This window comes from Neisseria sicca, assembly GCF_017753665.1.
GTDB classification, from domain to species: domain Bacteria; phylum Pseudomonadota; class Gammaproteobacteria; order Burkholderiales; family Neisseriaceae; genus Neisseria; species Neisseria flava.
The window spans coordinates 2,052,370-2,072,521 of sequence record NZ_CP072524.1; the positions used below are offsets into that span (position 1 = coordinate 2,052,370).

Consider the following 20,152-nt stretch of genomic DNA (forward strand, 5'->3'; position numbering starts at 1 on the left):
CTTTTTTCAGACGACCTCTTTTAAAGGTCGTCTGAAACATATCCGCCGAACTCATCATCAAGGAAAAAATATGAACATCAAACGTCATACCGCACCCGTTCTGACCGCCCTCCTCCTCAGCCTGACACTCAGCGGCTGTATCGGCGTACTCCTCGGCGGCGCGGCAGTCGGCACCAAATCCGCCGTCGACCGCCGTACCACAGGCGCGCAAACCGACGACAACGTAATGGCAGTGCGCGTCGAAACCACTGCCCGCTCCTACCTGCGCCAAAACAACCAAGCGCACGGTTACACTCCCAAAATCAACGTTGTCGGTTACAACCGCCACCTGCTGCTGCTCGGACAAGTTGCCACTGAAGGCGAAAAACAATTCGTCGAACAAATCGCCCGCGCCGAACAAGCCGCCGAAGGCGTGTACAACTACATCACCGTTGCCTCCCAAGAACGCACCATCGGCGATGTAACCAACGACACATGGGGTACATCCAAAGTCCGCACCACTCTTTTAGGTCTCAAACCCACCACACAGGCGCGCGTCAAAATCGTAACCTACGGCAACGTGACCTATGTAATGGGTATCCTGACACCTGAAGAACAGGAAAAAGTGACCCAACGCGTCAGCACCACCGTGGGCGTGCAAAAAGTCGTTACCCTGTATCAAAACTACACCCAACCCGAATAACGCAGCCCTAATCCAGAGGGCGGGAACAACATCCCGCCCGTCCCCATCCACCTTTACACACATCGATCTATGTCCAAAAAACAAAACGAATCTTTCCAACTCAAACCCAAACACCTTATCCGCGCCGCTCTCGTCATCTCCATCATCGCCGTCGGCGCACTGATTGTCGGCGTTATCGGTACGCTTAATACCAAACCCGACACAAGCAACACCCAATCCGCCCAACCCGCGCCCAAAGACGAAGGCGTGGAAGTTTGGCGTCCCAACGGCACCGTCGAACCGAAAAAAATCATAGCAGGCTCTGAAGACGAAACAAGCGAACAAGAAAAAACCGCTTCTCAAAACCCCGTCATTCCGCCGCAAAACCAATCCGAAAACCGCCGTGCCAAAGCACAGCCTAACGCTAAAAATAAAGATAAAAACAACGACCAGCACGACCAAACACCGCCCGCGCAGACAGAAACAGCAGAAATCAAAGCCAAACCTGCCCAAAGTACCCCTGCGGAGCAGCCACAGGCCCAAGCCCCTGCCCAGCCTGCCAAAACCGAAGTACACGAAACGAAGGGCGAATCCAAACCCGCACCTCAACCCGCTCCCAAGCCGGCTCAGCCTAAACCCGCTCAACCTAAACCGGTTCAGCCCAAACCTCAGTCCAAAGATGTCATGGACAATCTGTTTTAACCGGACAACCCGCCGGCCTGAGGTTGCCTTATCCGTAATCTGTATCCCCTTCCCTTTCAGACGACCTTTGTGCCGCAACAAGGTCGTCTGAAACCATCAAGGAAACAACATGAACGAAATCATCATCAAAACCCCTGAAGAAATCGAGAAAATGCGCGAACTGGGCAAACTCGTCGCCGAAGCCCTCGACTACATCGGACAATTCGTCAAACCCGGCGTGACCACCAACGAAATCGACAAACTCGTTTACGACTACCACGTCAACGTCCAAGGCGGCTATCCCGCCCCACTGCACTACGGCAACCCGCCCTATCCCAAATCCTGCTGCACCTCCGTCAACCACGTCATCTGCCACGGCATCCCCGACGACAAGCCGCTCAAAGAAGGCGACATCATCAACATCGACCTGACCATCAAAAAAGACGGCTTCCACGGCGACTCCAGCCGCATGTTTACCGTCGGCAAAGTTTCCCCCATCGCCCAACGCCTGATTGACATTACCCACGAATCCATGATGGCGGGCATCGCCGCCGTCAAACCAGGCGCAACCTTGGGCGACATCGGCTACGCCTGCCAACAAGTTGCCGAAAACGCAGGCTATTCCGTCGTACAAGAATTTTGCGGCCACGGCATCGGACGCGGTTTCCACGAAGCCCCACAAGTCCTGCACTACGGCAGAAAAGGACAAGGCGTCGTCCTGAAGCCCGGCATGATTTTCACCATCGAGCCGATGATCAACCAAGGCAAACGCCACCTGCGCATCCTAAACGACGGCTGGACGGTTGTGACCAAAGACCGCTCCCTTTCCGCCCAATGGGAACATGAAGTTTTAGTGACAGAAACCGGCTACGAAATCCTGACTGTCAGCCCGGCTACCGGCAAACCCTAATCTGTCAAAGCATCCCGCCTGCAATACAAAAAGGTCGTCTGAAAACTTGGAAATCAAGTTTTCAGACGACCTTTCAATCTTTCAGACTTTATAGTGGATTAAATTTAAATCAGGACAAGGCGACGAAGCCGCAGACAGTACAGATAGTACGGCAAGGCGAGGCAACGCCGTACTGGTTTAAAGTTAATCCACTATATCTTTCAAGCTCAATCAACCTTTAGTACGCTCCAACAGTTCTTCCGCCAAGGCGAGGTAGGCTTTGGTGCCTTTGGCGTTGGCGTCGTAGGCGAGTGCAGGCATGCCGTGGCTGGGGGCTTCGGCGAGGCGGACGTTGCGGGGGATGACGGTTTGGAACATCAGGTTGCCGAAATGTTGGAAAAGCTGTTCGCTGACTTCGACGACGAGGCGGCTGCGGCTGTCGTAGAGGGTGCGGACGATGCCGGTGATGTCGAGGCGCGGGTTGATCGCCTGACGGATTTTGCGCACGGTGGCAATGAGGTCGGAGATGCCTTCGAGGGCATAGTATTCGCACAACATGGGCACGATGACGCCGTTGGCGGCGACGAGTCCGTTGAGCGTGAGCAGGGTCAGTGAAGGGGGGCAGTCGATGAGGACGAAGTCGTAGTCGTTTTCGACGGTTTGCAGGGCGTTTTTGAGGCGGATTTCGCGGGCGATTTCTTGCACCAGCTCGATTTCGGCGCCGGCAAGCGCGCGGTTTGCGCCGAGTACGTCGTAGCTGCCGTCCCCGCTGCGGACGACGGCGGTTTTGATGTCGGTATCGCCCAATACGACTTGGTACACGCCTTCTTCGAGGCGGGCTTTGTCTATGCCGCTGCCTGTGGTGGCGTTGCCTTGCGGGTCGAGGTCGATGACGAGGACGCGTTTGCCTTTGGAGGCGAGCGATGCCGCGAGGTTGACGGTGGTGGTGGTTTTGCCGACGCCGCCTTTTTGGTTGGCGACGGCCAGGATTTGTGCGCTCATGTTTTTGCTGCTGTCGGATGGATTAATGGCGGAATTTTAACGTTTTTTGCTTGAAATGGGTATAAGGTCGTCTGAAAAGGAAGCAGCGACGGGCAGAGACGTTTTATAGCGAATTTTCTTTAAATCAAGACAAAACAAGGGAATACTGCGCCTATTAAAAGTGAACTTACTATACAATATACCGTTTTTGTAACTGCCGTAGAGATATACCATGAAAAAATCTTTCTTTGCCCTGTTGCTTGCCGTTGTTTTGCCTGCGGCCAATGCGGCTTCGGTTGCCGAATTGGAGGAAAGAATCGAGGTTTTAGAAGCCCGCGTCGCTAGTTTGGAACGCATTATCTTATCGGGTTCGCGCAACTCGAACCGTATTTATGTGTGCAGCGTCAAGCCGTTCCAAAAGTTGTTTGAGGCTTCGGGGAAAAACGAATGGGAAGCGCGCCGCGCCGTCCGCCATGCCTGCAATGCGGAAAATTCGGCGATGTTCTGCGAAGATTCTGCCATCCGTTGTGAAAAATACGAATAACGGGATTTGAATAAAAAGGTCGTCTGAAACGGAATCGGGTTTCAGACGACCTTTTTAACGGCATTCCGTCTTGTTTAACGCTGTTTTTTGCGGATTTCTGCCGCCATTTCCAAAGCGGTGCGGACAGCTTCAATCAGGCTGCCGGAGGCGGCTTTGCCTGTTCCCGCCAAATCCAGCGCGGTACCGTGGTCAACGGAGGTACGGATAAATGGCAGTCCGAGCGTAATGTTGACGCCTTGTCCGAAACCGGCATATTTCAACGTCGGCAGACCTTGATCGTGATACATCGCCAAAACGGCATCGGCATCTTTCAGCAAAAACGGCTGAAACACCGTGTCTGCGGGATATGGGCCGCTGGCGTGTATGCCTTCGCTTTTGAGGCGGGCCAGCGCAGGGATGATGATGTCGGCTTCTTCGTGTCCCAAATGTCCGCCCTCGCCCGCGTGCGGATTCAATCCGGTAACCAGGATATGCGGTTGGGCAATGCCGAATTTGTCTCGCAAATCGGCGTTCAAGATACGGACGACAGACTCGACGAGCGGCTGCGTCACGGCATCGGCAACCGCGCGCAGCGGCAAATGGGTCGTAACCAAAGCGACGCGCAGCCCACCGCCTACCAACATCATGACGACTTGTTCCGTCTGACTTTTTTCGGCGAGGTATTCGGTATGTCCGCTAAAGAATCCGCCCCCCGCACCTGCATCGTTAATGATGCCTTTGTGCAGCGGCGCGGTTACCATGCCGTCGAATATGCCTTCGGTAATGCCTTGATATGCCGTATCCAGCAGTTGCAAGACATAGCGCGCATTGGCGGGATTGAGCATGCCGGCTTCGCAAGGCGCGTCAAGCGGAATATGCAAAACTTCCAATTCCCCATGGCACAACGGGGCTTTATCGGCATCACTAAGGACAAAATCCCTCAAGACAACCTTTTTGCCCAACATCTCCGCCCGCTGCGCCAATAGGTCTTTGTCGCCCAAAACGACGGGGCGGCACGGCAACTCGGCAAACGCCAAATCCAAACAAATATCAGGGCCGATACCGGCAGGCTCGCCGGAGGTAACTGCCAATACAGGAAGGGACATGATGCGATTCCTTAATTTGGATAAAGGTCGTCTGAAAGTGGTTGATGGGGATTTCAGACGACCTTTGTTTTCATCTTTGCAATGTAGGGCGGATTCCAATAAGACCCCGCCATCCCGTCATACCCACGCGCGGGAATGACGGCAGGGTCCGTATCAAAAAACGAGTGAGGCAACCCTATTGCAATCCGTTACAAAAAGGCCGGATTCAAAAATCCGACCCATCAGTTCCAACAAAATTGAAGGCTGCCTGAAACGTCAACCCTACCACATTTTTCAGACGACCTTCAGGCAGATTTTTTTCAGCGGATAATCCCGCGCGTGGATTGGGCGAAGAAGTCTTTAAACACCGCCAGCTCTGCTTGCGTTTCGGCGCGGCGGAGGATATCGGCCTTGGCTTCTTCAAACGGGATGCCGCGGTGGTAGATGGTTTTGTACACATTTTTGACAGCGGAGATTTGCTCGGCGGTGAAGCCGTTGCGGCGCATGCCTTCGCTGTTGATGCCTGCGGGTTCGGCGCGGTAGCCTGCCGCCATGAAGTACGGCGGTACGTCTTTGTGTACGCCTGCGGCGAAGGCGGTCATGGCGTAGTCACCGATTTGGCAGAACTGGAACACCAGCGTGTAGCCGCCCAAGACGACGTAGTCGCCGATGGTAACGTGTCCGGCGAGCGAGGCGTTGTTGGCGAAGATGGTGTGGTTGCCGATGACGCAGTCGTGCGCGAGGTGGCAGTACGCCATAATCCAGTTGTCGTCGCCGACGCGGGTTTCGCCGATGCCGGTTACCGTGCCGAGGTTGAAGGTGGTGAATTCGCGGATGGTGTTGCCGTTGCCGATAATCAGCTTGGTCGGCTCGTCGCGGTATTTTTTGTCCTGCGGGATTTCGCCGAGGCTGGCAAATTGGAAAATGCGGTTGTTTTCGCCGATGGTGGTGTGGCCGTTGATGACGGTATGCGGGCCGATTTCGGTGTTCGCGCCGATTTGGACGTTGGGACCGATGACGGTGTACGCGCCGACTTTGACGCTGGAGTCGAGTTCGGCTTTGGGGTCAATGACGGCGGTCGGGTGGATGAGGGTCATGTTTTTCCTTTCCTGTCGTGTTGCCGCGAAGATGCGCGACGGCAACAGGTCGTCTGAAACTTTCAGACGACCTTTTTCTGAACACTCAAACCACGCGTTTGGCACACATGATGATGGCTTCGACGGCGACTTGCCCGTCCACTTTGGCGACGGCGCTGAATTTGCCGATGCCGCGTTTGTTGGTCAGCAGCTCGACTTCGAAAACAAGCTGGTCGCCGGGGATGACTTGGCGTTTGAAGCGGGCTTCGTCTATGCCGGCGAAGAAGAAGAATTCGTTTTCTTTGCGGCCGCCTTCGCTGAGGATGGCGAGTGTGCCGCAGGCTTGCGCCATGGCTTCGATGATGAGTACGCCGGGCATGACGGGCAGGTCGGGGAAATGGCCTTGGAACTGCGGCTCGTTCATGGTGACGTTTTTAATCGCGGTCAGGGTTTTCATGGACTCGAAGGCGGTGATGCGGTCGAGTTGCAAAAACGGGTAGCGGTGGGGAATGAGTTTTTGGATGTCTTTGGCTTCGATGGGGAGTTGTACGTCCATGTTCGTCGTATTCCTTGGTATTTCGGGTTGGCTGGGCGGTTTCATCGCGGGCGGGCTTTAAAACGGCAGGCTTTGCCGCCTTGTTGGGATTTAAAGCGCATCCGCCATGCAAACCGATTGTGGGATTATTCGTCTTTTTCGCTGTCGCTCAGACGGTTTTCCAATGTTTTGAGGCGTTTGTTCATTTCACTCAAGCGGTGGATGTAAACGGCGTTGCGCGCCCATTCTTTATGGGTGGACATCGGGAAGATGCCGGCGAGGTGTTTGCCGCTTTCGGTAATGCTGTGGGTGACAGACGTGCCGCCGCCGATGGTGGTTTTGTCGGCGATTTCGATGTGTCCGACCGTACCGACGCCGCCGCCGATGATGCAGTAGCTGCCGATGGTGACGCTGCCGGAAATGCCGGTTTTGGCGGCGATGACGGTGTGCGAACCGATTTTGCAGTTGTGTCCGATTTGGACTTGGTTATCGATTTTGGTGCCGTTGCCGACGGTGGTGTCGCTCATCGCGCCGCGGTCGATGTTGGTGTTCGAGCCGATTTCTACGTCGTCGCCCAGCGTTACCGCGCCGGTTTGCGGGATTTTAAACCATGAATCGCCGGCGAAGGCGAGTCCGAAACCGTCCGCGCCGATGACTGCGCCGCTGTGGATTTCGACGCGGTTGCCCAGTGTGCAGCCGTAATAAACGACGGCGTTGGGATGCAGGACGACTTCGTCGCCCAGTTTGCAGTCGTGTTGGACAACGGCGTTTGCCAAGATGCGGCAGCCTTCGCCGAGTACGGTGTTCGCGCCGATGTAGGCGTTCGCACCGATTTCGCAGCTGGCGGAAACGGTCGCGCTCTCTTCGACGACGGCGGTCGGATGGATGCCGCCGCGCGCTTTGACGATGGGTGAAAACAGACGGGCGACTTTGGCGAAATAGAGATAGGGATCGTCGGCGACAATCAGGTTGCGCCCTTCAAATTCGTCCACTGCTTTGGCAGAAACGATGACCGCACCCGCGCTGCTGTCGTGGACTTCGGCTTTGTATTTCGGATTGGCGAGGAAGCTGATGTGTTCTGCCTGCGCGTCTGCGAGCGGGCGCACGGCGGCGACGGAAATGTCCTTGCCGCGCCATTCGCCGCCAAGCTGCGCTGTGATTTGGGACAGGGTGTAGGTTTTTGAAGTCATGATGTTTTGTAAGCTTTGAGATGAGGTCGTCTGAAAAGGGACGGCGGGAGCAGTCGGACAGAACGGTTTGCTTAAAACGTATGCCGGCAGGAGTGATAAGACAGGTAATTATATCGTTTATTGGATTTTCAGACGACCCTTCGCTTGAAAGAGGTCGTCTGAAAACAGGTTTGTCGTATCTCGTTCAGCCTTCCGATTAACGTGTATTCAAGGCTTTAATCACGCTGTCAGTGATGTCGTAACGCGCATTGACGTAAATCACGTCCTGCAAAATCACATCGTAACCTTCGCGTTTGGCAAGATCGACGATGATGCGGTTGGCGTTTTGCTGGAGGGCGGCAAATTCTTCGTTGCGGCGCAGGTTGTAGTCTTCTGCCAGCTCCGCCTGTTTCTTGCGGAACTGCTGAACCAGCTCGCCCCAGCGTTTTGCCGCAGCTTCACGCTCTTTGCCCTGCAATTTGCCTTCGGTCAGGGATTTTTCGAGCTTTTCACCTTCTTGCTGCAATTTCTGCAAAGCGTCCTGACGGCTGCGGAATTCTTTTTCCAAGGTCGTCTGAATGCGTTGCGCCTGCTTGGACTCAAGATAAACGCGCTCGGTATTGATAAAGCCGATTTTCTGCACGGCTTCCGCCGCCACAGCTTGGTTCATCAACCCGAAGCCCAATAAAGCCGCGCCGCCGAGGCGGAAGGCGTTGGCAATGATGTTCATCTGGATTTCCTTGATTTTGTATCCCGCCCATCAGCGGGATGACGGTTTGTTTTTTAAAAAGAGGCAGGACGCCCTGCCCCTTTTCCTTCAGGTCGTCTGAAAACGTTTTACCCATTGGTATTTCAGTTTTCAGACGACCTTTTCCTGTCTACGTCAGAATGTTGTACCCAATTGGAACTGGAAGCGTTGGATTTCGTCGCTGTCTTTTTTCTTCAGCGGGTAGGCGTAGCTGAACTTCATCGGACCCAGCGGCGAGAGCCAGGTTACTGCCGCACCGGCGGAGTAGCGCAACTCTTCCTTGAAGGTCGATTTGTGGGTCGTGCCTAAGCCGTATGGATTTTGAACGGCATTATTGGTGTAGTAGGTATTGCTGCTGCTGTCGTTATACGTTTTACCGTCCCATACGCTGCCTGCGTCGGCAAAGAGGCTCAGACGGACGGAACGGGAATCTTTGATGCCCGGCATCGGGAATAGCAACTCGGCGGAAACGTTGGCTTTTTTGTTGCCGCCGTAGCTGATTTTCTCGCCGTATTCGTCATAGACTTTCGGACCCAGCGTACCGCTCTCGTAACCGCGTACGGAGCCTAAGCCGCCGCCGTAGAAGTTTTCAAAGAACGGCATGGTTTTGGTTTTGCCGTAGCCGTTGCCGACGCCGACTTCGCCGCCGAGCATCAGGGTAAAGTCTTTAGTTAGCGGGAAGAACCAAGTTTGGTTGTGGGTCAGCGTGTAGTATTGCAGGTCGCTGCCCGGCAGGGCGATTTCGCCGTTGATACCGGTCATGTAACCGCGGGTCGGCCACAATGCGCTGTCGGTTTTATTGCGTCCCCAGCCGATCGTACCTTTGTACAGCCAACCTTTGAAGCTGCCCACTCCGTCCGCGCCTTTACCGTATTGGTTGATAAAGTCGGCATAACGTTTAGGCGCGCCTTTGTAGGTATTCACGGTCAGGTGTTCCGCCGCCAGACCTAAATTGACGCGGTCGTATTCGGTCACGGGGATGCCCATGCGCACGCCGCCACCTGCGGTGGTGGTTTTATATTGTTTCGCACTGGAAGAGGCTTTACGCGGGTCGTAAGACTTGCCGTAAATATCGTAACCGAGGCTCACGCCGTCGGGTGTGAAATACGGATCAGTAAACGACAGCGAGCCGTTCAGCGTGGTTTTGCTTCGTGAAGCGCGCAGGGAAACGGATTTACCCGTACCGAACAGGTTGTCTTGGGAAACGCCCACAGACATGACCAAGCCGGTATCCTGAACCCAGCCCGCGCTCATATCCAAAGAGCCGGTAGAACGCTCGTTCACGCTCATGTTCAAATCGACTTGGTCGGGCGTATTGGCAACCGGCACGGCATCGAATTGTACGTTGTCAAAGTAACCCAGCAACTCGACACGCTCTTTGGAACGTTGCAGCTTGGAGGTGTCGTAAGGTGCGGATTCCATCTGACGCAATTCGCGGCGCACGACTTCGTCACGGGTTTTGTTGTTGCCGGTGATGTTGATTTCGTTCACATAGATTTTGCGGCCGGGTTCGACGTTCAGGACGAAATCGACAGTTTGGGTCTCGGCATTGGGAACAGGCTGGACATTGACTTCGCTGAACGCGTAGCCTGCCGTACCCATGCGGTTTTGGATGGATTCGAGCGATTTGACCATTTGGGCGCGTTCGTACCATTTGCCCTTTTTCATGGTCAGCAGTTTTTGCAGCTCTTCTTTCGGCACTTCGCGGGTGTCGCCTTCTATGCGCACGTCGCCCCAGCGGAAGCGTTCGCCCTCGTCAACCGTAACTTTGATGGTTTGCTTGGTTTTGTCTTCGTTGGTCTGGATGTCGGTATCCAGAATGCGGAAATTGAAGTAGCCGTTGTTTTGGTAGAACTCGCTGATGCGCTCCATGTCTTGCGAGAATTTTTGCTCGTTAAACTGGTTGCTCTTAGTCAGCCAAGTCCACATGCCGCCTTCGCTCAAAGACATTTGCTTCATGAGCTTGCGGTCGGAATAGACTTTGTTGCCTTCAAATTCGATTTCGGTAATCTTTGTGGTTTTACCCTCATCGATGGCGATGTCGATAGAAACGCGGTTACGCGCAAGTTTGGTTACGGTCGGCGTGATTTGGACCGACTGTTTGCCGCGGCTTTTGTATTCTTCCTTCAGGCTGGCGACAGACTGGCTCAGCGTGGCAGGATTGAAGTATTGGGATTGAGCCAAACCGAAGGATTCAAGGTTTTTCTTGATCACATCGTTTTGCAGCATTTTCGCGCCGGTGATGTTCAGCGTGCTGATGGTCGGGCGTTCGATAACGGTCAGCAAGACCTGATTGCCCATGGTCTCTACGCGGACATCGTCAAAAAAACCGGTCGCATACAGAGTTTTGATGATTTCTTCGCTGCGTGCGTCGCTGAATTGGTCGCCGACTTTGACGGGCAGGTAGTTGAAGACCGTACTCGGTTCGGTGCGCTGCAAACCTTCGACGCGGATGTCTTGAATGGTGAAGTCGGCAAATGCCAAAGGCGACATGCCCAATACCATCAAAGCAGAAGCAATCTGTTTCAATTTCATAAAATTATCCAAACAAACGGTTGATGTCATTAAAGAAAGCCAGTGCCATCATTAACAGCATGGCAGCCAGTCCGAGGCGCAGGCCGATTGCCTGTATGCGCTCGCTCAAGGGCTTTCCGCGTATCCATTCGGCAGTGTAGAACACCAAATGCCCGCCGTCCAACACGGGGATGGGCAACAAGTTCAACACGCCTAAACTAATGCTGACCAATGCGAGAAATTCCAAATAGCTTTGAAACCCCAGCTGTGCCGTTTTTCCGGCGACGTCGGCAATGGTCAGCGGGCCTGAAATATGGTTCAGGGAGGCATTGCCTGTAATCAGTTTTCCGAAGAATTTTACCGTCATCCAAGCGTTGTTGACGGTTTTGTCCCAGCCCATCGCAAATGCTTCTGCGACAGACGGCTTATATTCGCGCTTGATTTCTTTTGCCCACGCTTCGTCGCCCTGAGGACCGAAGCCTACCCTGCCGACCAGCGTTCTGTCGGGTTGTTGGATGCTGTCGGGGCGGATGGTCGTCTGAACGGTTTGACCGTCGCGCTCATAAATCAATTCGATTTTCTTACCCGGGCTTTGGCGTACAATTTCCACCCATTGTTGCCAAGACTCGATGTCCCTGCCGTCGGCACTGATCAGCTTGTCGCCTTTTTTTAAACCTGCTTTTTCAGCCGGGCTGTTTTCTGTCATTTCGCCGACACGGGTGGTGATTTTAAAAGGCGACAACCCGATATAGCCTTGGTTTTTCGCAATTTTACCTGCTTCGGGCGTGCCTGCGGCATCGATAATCCGCATGGTTTCTTGTCCCGAGGTCGTCTGAACGGCAACATTTACCTTGCCTGACTCGATGTTCAACACGATTTCTTGCTGGGCTTTTTCCCACTCGCCGACGTTAACGCCGTTAACCGAAATAATTTTGTCTCCGGGCTGAAAACCTGCTTTTGAGGCAATGGTATTTTGCTCAACCATGCCGACATAAGGGCGGATTTCGGTAACGCCGAAGGAAAAACTCAAACCGTAAAGCAGAACCGCCAGCGCGAGATTGGTCAGCGGGCCTGCGGCGACGATGGCGATGCGTTTGGCGGGATGCTGTTTGTCGAAGGCGTAAGGCAGGTCTGCCTGCGCCACTTCACCCTCGCGCGTATCGACCATTTTGACATAGCCGCCCAAGGGGATGGGCGCCAAACACCATTCGGTGTCGCCGCGCTTTCTGCTGAAAAACGGTTTGCCGAAGCCGACGGAAAAGCGCACAACCTTGACGCCGCACAATCTGGCGACGATGTAGTGTCCGAACTCGTGCAGGCTGACCAAAATCAGGATAGCAAAAATAAAAGCTAGAAGGGTTTGCAAAAGAATCTCTCAGTTTGGGTATGGGTTGACGTTGTCGATGTTTCAGACGACGTATCAAGGCAGGGGTCGTCTGAAAGCATTCGCAATGTGTAGAAAATATTATTGGCGTTATTTTGCCGATTATAAAGTCAGTCTGCCGTTTTGTCCGCCACACATGACGGATGGGCGGGTTTTCAGACGACCTGTCATTTTTTATCGTTGCGGCACGGTTTATCCCAATGCGGCGATAAATTCCTGCGCCTGTCTGCGGGTAACGGCGTCTTGCGCCAGCAGGTTTTCGATGTTGCCGAGGTCGTCTGAAAAGTCTTGTGCGAGACAGTGGGCGACGGTTTTGGCAATGTCGGTAAACTTAATCTGCCCGTCTAAGAAGGCGGCGACAGCGGCTTCGTTGGCGGCGTTCAAGACGCAGGGCGCGGCTCCGCCCGCGTTCATGGCTTCATAGGCGAGCTTCAGACAAGGGAAGCGGTCAAAGTCGGGCTTTTGGAAGGTCAACGCAGACAATGCGTCGAAATCCAGGTCGCCGACACCCGAATTGATGCGTTCCGGCAAGCCCAAACAATAAGCGATGGGCGTACGCATATCGGGATTGCCCAGTTGCGCCAGCACGGAGCCGTCGCGGTAGCGTACCATGCTGTGTATCACGGACTGCGGATGGATAACGACTTCGAGTTTATCAGGCGGGCAGTTGAACAGCCAATGCGCTTCAATCAGCTCCAAACCTTTGTTCATCATGGTGGCGGAATCGACGGAGATTTTGCGCCCCATGCTCCAATTGGGGTGTTTGACCGCTTGCGCGGGCGTAATGCTGTCGAACGTGCCTAAATCGGCCGTCAGAAACGGGCCGCCGGAAGCGGTCAGGATAATCGAGCGGATGCCGTGTTCGTTCAGACGACCTGTGTAATCGCGCGGCAAAACTTGGAAAATGGCGTTGTGTTCGCTGTCGATGGGCAACACTGCCGCGCCGTTTGTGCGGGCGGTTTCCATAAACAACGCGCCGGAAACCACCAGCGTCTCTTTGTTCGCCAGATAAATGGTTTTGCCTTTTTGCGCCGCCGCCAGCGCAGAAGGCAGGCCCGCCGCTCCGACAATGGCGCACATGACACCGCTGACTTCATCGGCAGACGCAACGTCAACCAATGCCTGCGCGCCGTGTAAAACCTGCGTCGCCGCGCCGTCGCGTTTCAACAGGGCTTCAAGCCGGGCGGCGTGTTCGGCATCGGCAACGACGGCATATTCGGGGCGGAACGTTTGACATTGAGCCGCCAGTTTCTCAACCTGCTTATGCCCCGCCAGCGCGAATACGCGGAATTTTTCGGGGTGGCGGGAGACAACATCCAGCGTGCTTTCGCCTATGCTGCCGGTACTGCCTAATATGGTCAGGACTTGTGGTGTCATGGTGTGTTCTTTATATACTGCTTTCGGATTTCAGACGACCTTGGGGCTTAAGGTCGAAAAGGTCGTCTGAAAACGCTTATTCGATATTGTGTTTGATGTGTTCCAACGACTTTTATAGTGGATTAACTTTAAACCAGTACGGCGTTGCCTCGCCTTGTCGTACTATCTGTACTGTCTGCGGCTTCGTTGCCTTGTCCTGATTTAGTTAATCCACTATAACCGCTTCAGAACAAGCTTTCAAAGGCGGCATAGACGCTGATGACGGCAATCAGGCTGTCCACGCGGTCGAACACGCCACCGTGTCCGGGCAGCAGATTGCTGCTGTCCTTGATGCCCACCGCGCGTTTGAGCCAGCTTTCCAACAGGTCGCCGCAGACGCTGACAACAGTCAACACCAAACCGATTAACACGGTATTGAGCCAGCCTGCGTCAAACGTGAGCCAACCGGCCCACCACACCACAGTCATGTACACTGCCACGCAAATCGCGCCGCCGATTGCGCCTTCCCAGCTTTTGCCGGGGCTGACGGTCGGTGCGATTTTGTGTTTGCCGAACGCTTTGCCGCTGAAATACGCGAAAACATCGGCAACCCACACCAAACCCATCACGGCAAGCAGCGACAAGGCATAATCGGGATGCGGACGCAGGGACATGAGTGCGAACCAAAACGGCATGACCAAAAGCCAGCCGACGGTATAAGCCTGCCAGCCGCCGTTCAATTTCCATTTGAATTTCAGCCACAAAGGCATGACGACCAGCCAAAACACCAAAACAGCGTACCAAACGATATCCGGCAGCGTCCAACCGCCTGCGTAGGCGATGACGCCGAACACCAGCGTCGCGGCGAGATAATGATTGGTTTTCAGTTTCTCCAATCCGCTCATGCGAGAGTATTCCCACAGCGTAACCAGAGAAATCAATCCGCAAAATGCCGCCCACAGCCATTGCGGCGCGTAAAACAGCATACCGAGCATCAACGGCAGCATCCACAGCGCCGTGATAATCCGTTGTTTCAACATTTTTAACCCCTTTGCTGCTCTACCGGCAGCTGTTCCGAAGTGCGCCCGAAGCGTCGTTCGCGTTTTTGGAACGAGGCGACTGCATCGTCTAAGGCTTTGCTGTCAAAATCGGGCCACAGGGTATCGGTAAAATAAAGTTCGGCATACGCCATCTGCCAAAGCAAGAAATTGCTGATGCGCGTTTCGCCACCGGTGCGGATAAACAAATCCGGCTCAGGCGCATCGCCCAGCATCAAGTGTTTCGCCAGCGCGTCTTCCGTAATCTCAGATACGCCTTCGGCAATCAGTTTGTTTGCCGCCTGCAAAATATCCCAGCGGCCGCCGTAATCCGCGGCGATGCTCAGGGTCAGGCCGGTATTGTTTGCCGTCAACGCTTCCGCTTCTTCTATGCCTTGCAGAATCTGCTGGTTGAAACGTTCGCGGCTGCCCAACACCTTCAGGCACATATTGTTTTCGTGCAGACGGCGCACCTGCTTTTGCAAAGCCTGCAAAAACAGCCCCATCAGGAACGACACTTCGTCTTCGGGGCGGCGCCAGTTTTCAGTCGAAAAGGCAAACACGGTCAGATATTGCACACCCAGTTTGGCGCAATGCTTTACCATATTTTCCAACGCGTCCAAGCCGCGTTTATGCCCCATCACGCGGGGAAGGAATCGCTTTTTCGCCCAACGGCCGTTGCCGTCCATAATCACGGCGATATGCTTCGGAACCGAAGTATGTTCCAAAATGGTCTGCGTGCTGCTCTTCATATCTGCCTTTCGCAGCGCGGCGGTTCAAAGGTCGTCTGAAACGCAGCGGACAAGGGTTTAAATCGCCATCAAATCTTCTTCTTTGGCAGCCAGCGTTTTATCGGCTTCGGCGATGTATTTGTCGGTCAGTTTTTGAACCGCTTCTTCGCCGCGACGTGCCTCGTCTTCGGAAATTTCTTTGTCTTTCAAGAGTTTTTTGATGTGATCGTTCGCATCGCGGCGCACGTTGCGGATGGACACGCGTCCTTCTTCCGCCTCGCTGCGTACGACTTTAATCAAATCTTTACGGCGCTCTTCGGTCAGCATGGGCATAGGCACGCGGATCAAATCGCCGACGGCTGCCGGGTTCAGACCCAAGTTTGAATCGCGGATGGCTTTCTCGACTTTGGCCGCCATATTGCTTTCAAAAGGTTTTACGCCGATGGTGCGCGCGTCCAGAAGCGTCACGTTGGCCACTTGGCTGACCGGAACCATGCTGCCCCAGTATTCGACTTCCACTTGGTCCAACAGACCGGTATGCGCACGGCCGGTACGCACTTTCGCCAAATTCTCTTTCAGCACTTCTACCGAGCGCTGCATTTTGCTTTCCGCTGTTTTTTGAATATCGTTAATCATTTTCTGCTTTCAAATAAGATACTGAATTTAAAACCTCGCCCGGACGCATGACCATCCGAACGGCAAATCAAGCTGTTAACTGCGCATAGTACCGTCATTCGGCGATTCCGACAAGGCAGGGGCGGTTTTGGGCCTTGTTTCTTAACTGATATTTAAATGCCGTTACAAATAGGATGTATAGAGGGCTGCATCAGCAAAAAAGGTCGTCTGAAAACGGTTTTTCCGCTTTCAGACGACCTTCCTTTATCCGCCAAACTTATTTCTGCTGCTGACGCGTGTACACCAGCGATGTAAGGATGGATGCGCCCAGTGCGCCGAAGACGACGGAGAGGGAAATGGAGATGGGGATGTGCACCCAGTGCATAATCAGCATTTTGATGCCGATGAAACTCAAGACGAAGGCGAGGCCGTATTTGAGGAAGATGAAACGGTCGGCGACATCGGCAAGCAGGAAATACATGGCACGCAACCCGAGTATGGCGAAGATGTTTGAGGTGAGGACGATGAAGGGGTCGGTGGTTACGGCGAAGACGGCGGGAATGCTGTCCACGGCGAAGATGACGTCACTCAACTCTATCATGATAAGGACGAGCAAAAGCGGGGTGGCGATGCGCTTGCCGTTTTCGACGGTAAAGAATTTTTCGCCTTCAAACTGATGGCTGACAGGAATGACCTTTTTAAGCCAGCCCAAAATCTTGTTTTGCGAAAGGTCCTCTTCTTCGGATTCCGGTTTCATCATATGGATGCCGGTATAGACGAGGAATGCGCCGAAAATGTAGAGAATCCATTCGAACCGCTGCACCAGTGCCGCGCCGATGAAAATCATAATAGCACGCAGGACGATGGCGCCGAACACGCCGTAAAGAAGGACGCGGTGCTGGTATTTCGGGGAAACTTTGAAGTAACCGAAAATCATCAGGAAAACAAAGATGTTGTCAACGGCAAGGGATTTTTCGAGGATGTAGCCGGTGAAAAATTCGAGGGTTTTTTCTTTGGCAACAACGGCGCCGTAAAGAGGATTGCCTGCCAGCTCGAAATAGAGCCAGCCTGCGAAGGCGCAGGATACGGCGACCCAGACGCAGCTCCAGGCGACGGCTTCTTTGACGCTGACTTTATGCGCACCGCTTTTTTTAAGCGAGAGCATGTCGATGATGATCATGATGAAAACGGCGGCGAAGAACACGCCGTAGAAAAGGGGCGAGCCGACGGAAGGGTGTTCGGTCATGTATTCGGATTCCTTGTGATGAGGTGGTTGGATGGCGGCTTTTCAGACGACCTGTTGGGAAAGGTCCTTGGATTCGGATTTCAAGTGCAACACTATGGTACTAGTGGTTGGAACAGATTCAAGAATAAAACACTTGGCGTTTCGTAGCCAAGTGTTTTTCTTGGCCGGTGGTTCAACTCATCTTGAACCCTGCGTATCTCCCGATCACTGATGTTCCGGAAATCGGTTTGTTTGGGGAAATATTGTCGGATGAGTCCGTTGGTGTTCTCATTCAGCCCTTTCTCCCAAGAATGGTAGGGGCGGCAAAAATAAGTCTCCGCTTTCAATGCTTTGGCTATTTTGGTGTGTTGGTAAAATTCTTTACCGTTGTCCATGGTGATGGTGTGGACTCTGGCTTTATGTGCCCTTAATACCCTAATGGCTGCCAGAGCAGTGTCTTCGGCTTTGAGGCTGTCCAATTTGCAGATGATGGTGTAGCGGGTAACGCGTTCGACCAAGGTCAGTAATGCGCTTTTCTGTCCTTTGCCGACGATGGTGTCGGCTTCCCAATCGCCGATGCGGGCTTTCTGGTCGACGATGGCGGGTCGGTTTTCTATGCCGACGCGGTTGGGCACTTTGCCTCTGGTCCATGTGCTGCCGTAGCGTTTGCGGTAGGGTTTGCTGCATATTCTGAGGTGTTGCCACAAGGTGCCGCCGTTGCTTTTGTCTTGGCGGAGGTAGCGGTAAATGGTGCTGTGGTGGAGTGTTATCCCGTGATGTTTGCGCAGGTAGGCGCATACTTGTTCGGGACTGAGTTTGCGGCGGATAAGGGTGTCGATGTGTTGAATCAGCTGCGAATCAAGCTTATAGGGCTTTCGCTTACGCTGTTTGATAGTCCGGCTCTGCTTCTGTGCTTTTTCGGCACTGTATTGCTGCCCTTGGGTGCGGTGCCGTCTGATTTCGCGGCTGATGGTGCTTTTGTGGCGGTTAAGCTGTTTGGCGATTTCTGTGACGGTGCAGTGGCGGGACAGGTATTGGATATGGTATCGTTCGTCTTGGGTCAGTTGTGTGTAGCTCATGGCAATCTTTCTTGCAGGAAAGGCCGTATGCTACCGCATACTGGCCTTTTTCTGTTAGGGAAAGTTGCACTTCAAATGCGAATCCGCCGTCGTCTGAAACAGGCTTACCAAGACAGGTAGAACATAGCTTTGGCGAAAAATACGATAAACAGCATATGGGAAAACACGACGGCGTGGATGTATTTGGACCAGCCGACGGTCAGGGTGTGCCGCGCCATTTTGACGACGGCGATGGCGAAATGGACGAGGACGCTGACTGCCAACAGGATTTTGAGGGTGAGGAGCGTGCCGAGTGAGGTGGCGAAGGGTTCGCTCAAGAAGGGCAGGTAGCGGTTGAATGCCATGACGATGCCGCTGATGAAAAGCGTAATGACGACGGGCGGCATAACGCGGACGGCGCGGTAGGACATGGCGCGTTCGACTTCGCGGCGCGATTCGCGCGAGACGCGGCTGGTGTGCATGACGGACAAAACCAGCATTTCGAAAAATACGCCGCCGACAAAGGCGATGGCGCAATAGAGGTGGATGATGTGGGCGATGGCGTAGAGACTCATGACCGTGTTCCAAGTGGGATATTCGGGTGAAATTGTATCATCAGTCGGACGTTTTCAGACGACCTCTTCTTCCAAATCGCCTTCGCGGGTTTCGCGCAGGTGTTCGCGCAGGCGTTGGAGTTCGTGTTTGTCCAGCCACTTGCGGCGGCTGCGTTGCAGGAGGATGACGAGTGCGGAAATTTCGTTGCGCATATTGGTGCTGAGCCAGAGGAAGCCTTGCCATTCGTAATGGAGGCGGGCGGCGAGTTTGCCCAGCTCGGGATTGATGGAGGTGTCGATGCGGATGCGGCGGGCATAGTGGCCTTTGATGAGGCGGACGGTCAGGCGCAGGTCGCGTTGGAGGCGGTTGAAATGGCGGTCGAGCAGGCGGATTTCGTGTTCGTTGAGGGTGGGGGCTTGCAGCTTGGCGGCGGTGGTGAGGAGCAGCTCGGTGGTGTTGACGATTTTGCGGTGGGCGTGCTGCATGGCTTCCATCATGGCGGGGCTGATGTGGCTTTCGCCTGATGTAGCAGCGAGGTGGCTGCGGCTTTTGACCATGCGGGCGTTGATTTGGCGCATTTTGACCATGTTTTGCTCCAGCCGCTCGCGGGTCATGCGTTTGCCGTTGCTGATTTCGGCAATCATTTTGCCGCATTCGGTCAGGTTGTCGGCAAGCATAAACCGCCACATGAGCGTGGAGCGCAGGGGAAGGAGTTTGGCGGCGACAATGGCGATGGCGGCACCGATCAGGACGTTCATGGCGCGCATAAGCCCGCTGTCGAGCCAGTTGTTGCTGTTGTCGCCGATGAGCATGCACATGGTCAGTCCGGCAAGCATGGGGACGTAGCCGTTTTTGCCGACCGCCGCCCAACCTGCGGCTGCGCTGGCGGTGCCGACGGTCAGGTAAAAGAGAATGCCGCCGTGGAAGTAGTGCTGGTTGAGCCACAACAGGGTCAGGCCTGCGCCCAAACCGATGACGGTACCGAGCATGCGTTCGACGGCTTTGGAGTAAATCGCGCCTTGAAATTGGAGCATGCCGAGTACGACGAACACGGTCATGCCTATCCATTCGCCGTGTTGGAGGTGGAGGAGTTTGGCGAGCAGGGTGGCAAACAGTACGGCAAGTCCGAGCCGGACGGCGTGTATGAGACGGCGGTAGCGGTAGCGTTCGTAGGAATTGAGCCAGCGTTTGACGAAGCGTTCGCGTTGTGAGGCGTTCATGATTGGGGCTATCTTGTTGAGATTTTTGGGTTTATCGGGCGGTATTGTAACGGGAATCAGGCAATACGGACAGGATGGAAGGCAAGGTCGTCTGAAACCCCCAATACTG

At 54.2% G+C, this 20,152-nt stretch carries 21 protein-coding genes and 1 pseudogene; 6 read left to right on the forward strand and 16 right to left on the reverse strand.

The genetic code is table 11. The annotated features are described in order from the left end of the window. Positions 1-70: 70 nt before the first annotated feature. The 4 genes and pseudogenes from J7445_RS09720 to J7445_RS12610 form a co-directional block, all read left to right on the forward strand. A complete protein-coding gene (locus tag J7445_RS09720) occupies positions 71-682 on the forward strand; it encodes a BON domain-containing protein (RefSeq protein ID WP_049228789.1) in 612 nt (203 codons plus the stop codon). 69 nt (positions 683-751) lie between these two features. Beyond that, positions 752-1,363 carry a hypothetical protein gene (locus J7445_RS09725; protein WP_049228787.1) on the forward strand — a complete coding sequence of 204 codons (612 nt, stop codon included), beginning with the start codon at positions 752-754 and terminating at the stop codon, positions 1,361-1,363. Between the two features lie 109 nt (positions 1,364-1,472). Beyond that, positions 1,473-2,252 carry a type I methionyl aminopeptidase gene (map, locus tag J7445_RS09730; RefSeq protein ID WP_019270779.1) on the forward strand — a complete coding sequence of 260 codons (780 nt, stop codon included), beginning with the start codon at positions 1,473-1,475 and terminating at the stop codon, positions 2,250-2,252. 89 nt (positions 2,253-2,341) lie between these two features. Beyond that, positions 2,342-2,452, forward strand: a pseudogene (locus J7445_RS12610) (IS5/IS1182 family transposase); the annotation flags it as partial. A gap of 10 nt (positions 2,453-2,462) precedes the next feature. On the opposite strand, the gene J7445_RS09735 reads toward J7445_RS12610, so the two are convergent. Further along, a complete protein-coding gene (locus J7445_RS09735) occupies positions 2,463-3,233 on the reverse strand; it encodes a ParA family protein (RefSeq protein WP_003741993.1) in 771 nt (256 codons plus the stop codon). Positions 3,234-3,444: 211 nt separating this feature from the next. Between J7445_RS09735 and J7445_RS09740 the strand changes: the two genes are divergently transcribed. Beyond that, on the forward strand, positions 3,445-3,756 hold the full coding sequence (locus tag J7445_RS09740) for a hypothetical protein (RefSeq protein WP_070654401.1): 312 nt from the start codon (positions 3,445-3,447) through the stop codon (positions 3,754-3,756). Positions 3,757-3,830: 74 nt separating this feature from the next. Here J7445_RS09740 and pdxA read toward each other — a convergent pair whose 3' ends face one another. Further along, complete coding sequence (gene pdxA, locus J7445_RS09745) at positions 3,831-4,841, reverse strand: 4-hydroxythreonine-4-phosphate dehydrogenase PdxA (RefSeq protein ID WP_209283024.1); 1,011 nt, start codon at positions 4,839-4,841, stop codon at positions 3,831-3,833. Here pdxA and J7445_RS09750 point away from each other — a divergent pair. Beyond that, positions 4,840-4,980: a hypothetical protein gene (locus tag J7445_RS09750; protein ID WP_159069398.1), complete on the forward strand. Its 141-nt coding sequence runs from the start codon at positions 4,840-4,842 to the stop codon at positions 4,978-4,980. The genes pdxA and J7445_RS09750 overlap by 2 nt on opposite strands. A 160-nt stretch (positions 4,981-5,140) precedes the next feature. On the opposite strand, the gene lpxA is transcribed toward J7445_RS09750, so the two are convergent. The 14 genes from lpxA to J7445_RS09820 form a co-directional block, all read right to left on the reverse strand. Beyond that, entirely contained in the window at positions 5,141-5,917 is a 777-nt protein-coding gene (lpxA, locus tag J7445_RS09755; protein ID WP_070539455.1) for an acyl-ACP--UDP-N-acetylglucosamine O-acyltransferase, read from the reverse strand. 85 nt (positions 5,918-6,002) lie between these two features. Beyond that, positions 6,003-6,452: a 3-hydroxyacyl-ACP dehydratase FabZ gene (gene fabZ / locus J7445_RS09760; RefSeq protein WP_003741990.1), complete on the reverse strand. Its 450-nt coding sequence runs from the start codon at positions 6,450-6,452 to the stop codon at positions 6,003-6,005. Between the two features lie 125 nt (positions 6,453-6,577). Next, positions 6,578-7,621 carry a UDP-3-O-(3-hydroxymyristoyl)glucosamine N-acyltransferase gene (gene lpxD, locus J7445_RS09765; RefSeq protein WP_049228781.1) on the reverse strand — a complete coding sequence of 348 codons (1,044 nt, stop codon included), beginning with the start codon at positions 7,619-7,621 and terminating at the stop codon, positions 6,578-6,580. A 196-nt stretch (positions 7,622-7,817) separates the two neighbouring features. After that, entirely contained in the window at positions 7,818-8,321 is a 504-nt protein-coding gene (locus J7445_RS09770; RefSeq protein ID WP_372338144.1) for an OmpH/Skp family outer membrane protein, read from the reverse strand. Positions 8,322-8,483: 162 nt separating this feature from the next. Further along, positions 8,484-10,883 carry an outer membrane protein assembly factor BamA gene (bamA, locus tag J7445_RS09775; protein WP_049228779.1) on the reverse strand — a complete coding sequence of 800 codons (2,400 nt, stop codon included), beginning with the start codon at positions 10,881-10,883 and terminating at the stop codon, positions 8,484-8,486. A 4-nt stretch (positions 10,884-10,887) separates the two neighbouring features. Continuing rightward, positions 10,888-12,228 (reverse strand): RIP metalloprotease RseP, encoded by a 1,341-nt coding sequence (gene rseP, locus J7445_RS09780; protein ID WP_070655108.1) that lies wholly within the window; start codon positions 12,226-12,228, stop codon positions 10,888-10,890. Between the two features lie 210 nt (positions 12,229-12,438). Then, complete coding sequence (ispC, locus tag J7445_RS09785) at positions 12,439-13,623, reverse strand: 1-deoxy-D-xylulose-5-phosphate reductoisomerase (protein ID WP_070655110.1); 1,185 nt, start codon at positions 13,621-13,623, stop codon at positions 12,439-12,441. 224 nt (positions 13,624-13,847) lie between these two features. Further along, a complete protein-coding gene (locus J7445_RS09790; protein WP_019270791.1) occupies positions 13,848-14,642 on the reverse strand; it encodes a phosphatidate cytidylyltransferase in 795 nt (264 codons plus the stop codon). Positions 14,643-14,644: 2 nt separating this feature from the next. After that, positions 14,645-15,391 carry an undecaprenyl pyrophosphate synthase gene (locus tag J7445_RS09795; RefSeq protein ID WP_070655112.1) on the reverse strand — a complete coding sequence of 249 codons (747 nt, stop codon included), beginning with the start codon at positions 15,389-15,391 and terminating at the stop codon, positions 14,645-14,647. Between the two features lie 57 nt (positions 15,392-15,448). Further along, a complete protein-coding gene (gene frr, locus J7445_RS09800) occupies positions 15,449-16,006 on the reverse strand; it encodes a ribosome recycling factor (protein WP_003758927.1) in 558 nt (185 codons plus the stop codon). A 256-nt stretch (positions 16,007-16,262) separates the two neighbouring features. Next, the gene (locus J7445_RS09805; RefSeq protein ID WP_070655114.1) at positions 16,263-17,231 is read right to left on the reverse strand and encodes a TerC family protein; all 969 of its coding nucleotides are present in this window, start codon (positions 17,229-17,231) and stop codon (positions 16,263-16,265) included. 92 nt (positions 17,232-17,323) lie between these two features. Then, positions 17,324-18,289 carry an IS30 family transposase gene (locus J7445_RS09810; RefSeq protein WP_209282909.1) on the reverse strand — a complete coding sequence of 322 codons (966 nt, stop codon included), beginning with the start codon at positions 18,287-18,289 and terminating at the stop codon, positions 17,324-17,326. A 104-nt stretch (positions 18,290-18,393) separates the two neighbouring features. After that, a complete protein-coding gene (locus tag J7445_RS09815; protein ID WP_070655025.1) occupies positions 18,394-18,843 on the reverse strand; it encodes a CopD family copper resistance protein in 450 nt (149 codons plus the stop codon). A gap of 54 nt (positions 18,844-18,897) precedes the next feature. Next, entirely contained in the window at positions 18,898-20,043 is a 1,146-nt protein-coding gene (locus J7445_RS09820; RefSeq protein WP_039404506.1) for an FUSC family protein, read from the reverse strand. Positions 20,044-20,152: the final 109 nt, after the last annotated feature.

What these genes read in the sequence shown, in the direction of transcription:
- J7445_RS09720 (WP_049228789.1), top strand. Translation starts at nt 71, where the DNA reads ATGAACATCAAACGTCATACCGCACCCGTTCTGACCGCCCTCCTCCTC.
- J7445_RS09725 (WP_049228787.1), top strand. Translation starts at nt 752, where the DNA reads ATGTCCAAAAAACAAAACGAATCTTTCCAACTCAAACCCAAACACCTT.
- map (WP_019270779.1), top strand. Translation starts at nt 1,473, where the DNA reads ATGAACGAAATCATCATCAAAACCCCTGAAGAAATCGAGAAAATGCGC.
- J7445_RS09735 (WP_003741993.1), bottom strand. Translation starts at nt 3,233, where the DNA reads ATGAGCGCACAAATCCTGGCCGTCGCCAACCAAAAAGGCGGCGTCGGC.
- J7445_RS09740 (WP_070654401.1), top strand. Translation starts at nt 3,445, where the DNA reads ATGAAAAAATCTTTCTTTGCCCTGTTGCTTGCCGTTGTTTTGCCTGCG.
- J7445_RS09750 (WP_159069398.1), top strand. Translation starts at nt 4,840, where the DNA reads ATGATGCGATTCCTTAATTTGGATAAAGGTCGTCTGAAAGTGGTTGAT.
- pdxA (WP_209283024.1), bottom strand. Translation starts at nt 4,841, where the DNA reads ATGTCCCTTCCTGTATTGGCAGTTACCTCCGGCGAGCCTGCCGGTATC.
- lpxA (WP_070539455.1), bottom strand. Translation starts at nt 5,917, where the DNA reads ATGACCCTCATCCACCCGACCGCCGTCATTGACCCCAAAGCCGAACTC.
- fabZ (WP_003741990.1), bottom strand. Translation starts at nt 6,452, where the DNA reads ATGGACGTACAACTCCCCATCGAAGCCAAAGACATCCAAAAACTCATT.
- lpxD (WP_049228781.1), bottom strand. Translation starts at nt 7,621, where the DNA reads ATGACTTCAAAAACCTACACCCTGTCCCAAATCACAGCGCAGCTTGGC.
- bamA (WP_049228779.1), bottom strand. Translation starts at nt 10,883, where the DNA reads ATGAAATTGAAACAGATTGCTTCTGCTTTGATGGTATTGGGCATGTCG.
- ispC (WP_070655110.1), bottom strand. Translation starts at nt 13,623, where the DNA reads ATGACACCACAAGTCCTGACCATATTAGGCAGTACCGGCAGCATAGGC.
- J7445_RS09790 (WP_019270791.1), bottom strand. Translation starts at nt 14,642, where the DNA reads ATGTTGAAACAACGGATTATCACGGCGCTGTGGATGCTGCCGTTGATG.
- J7445_RS09795 (WP_070655112.1), bottom strand. Translation starts at nt 15,391, where the DNA reads ATGAAGAGCAGCACGCAGACCATTTTGGAACATACTTCGGTTCCGAAG.
- frr (WP_003758927.1), bottom strand. Translation starts at nt 16,006, where the DNA reads ATGATTAACGATATTCAAAAAACAGCGGAAAGCAAAATGCAGCGCTCG.
- J7445_RS09805 (WP_070655114.1), bottom strand. Translation starts at nt 17,231, where the DNA reads ATGACCGAACACCCTTCCGTCGGCTCGCCCCTTTTCTACGGCGTGTTC.
- J7445_RS09810 (WP_209282909.1), bottom strand. Translation starts at nt 18,289, where the DNA reads ATGAGCTACACACAACTGACCCAAGACGAACGATACCATATCCAATAC.
- J7445_RS09815 (WP_070655025.1), bottom strand. Translation starts at nt 18,843, where the DNA reads ATGAGTCTCTACGCCATCGCCCACATCATCCACCTCTATTGCGCCATC.
- J7445_RS09820 (WP_039404506.1), bottom strand. Translation starts at nt 20,043, where the DNA reads ATGAACGCCTCACAACGCGAACGCTTCGTCAAACGCTGGCTCAATTCC.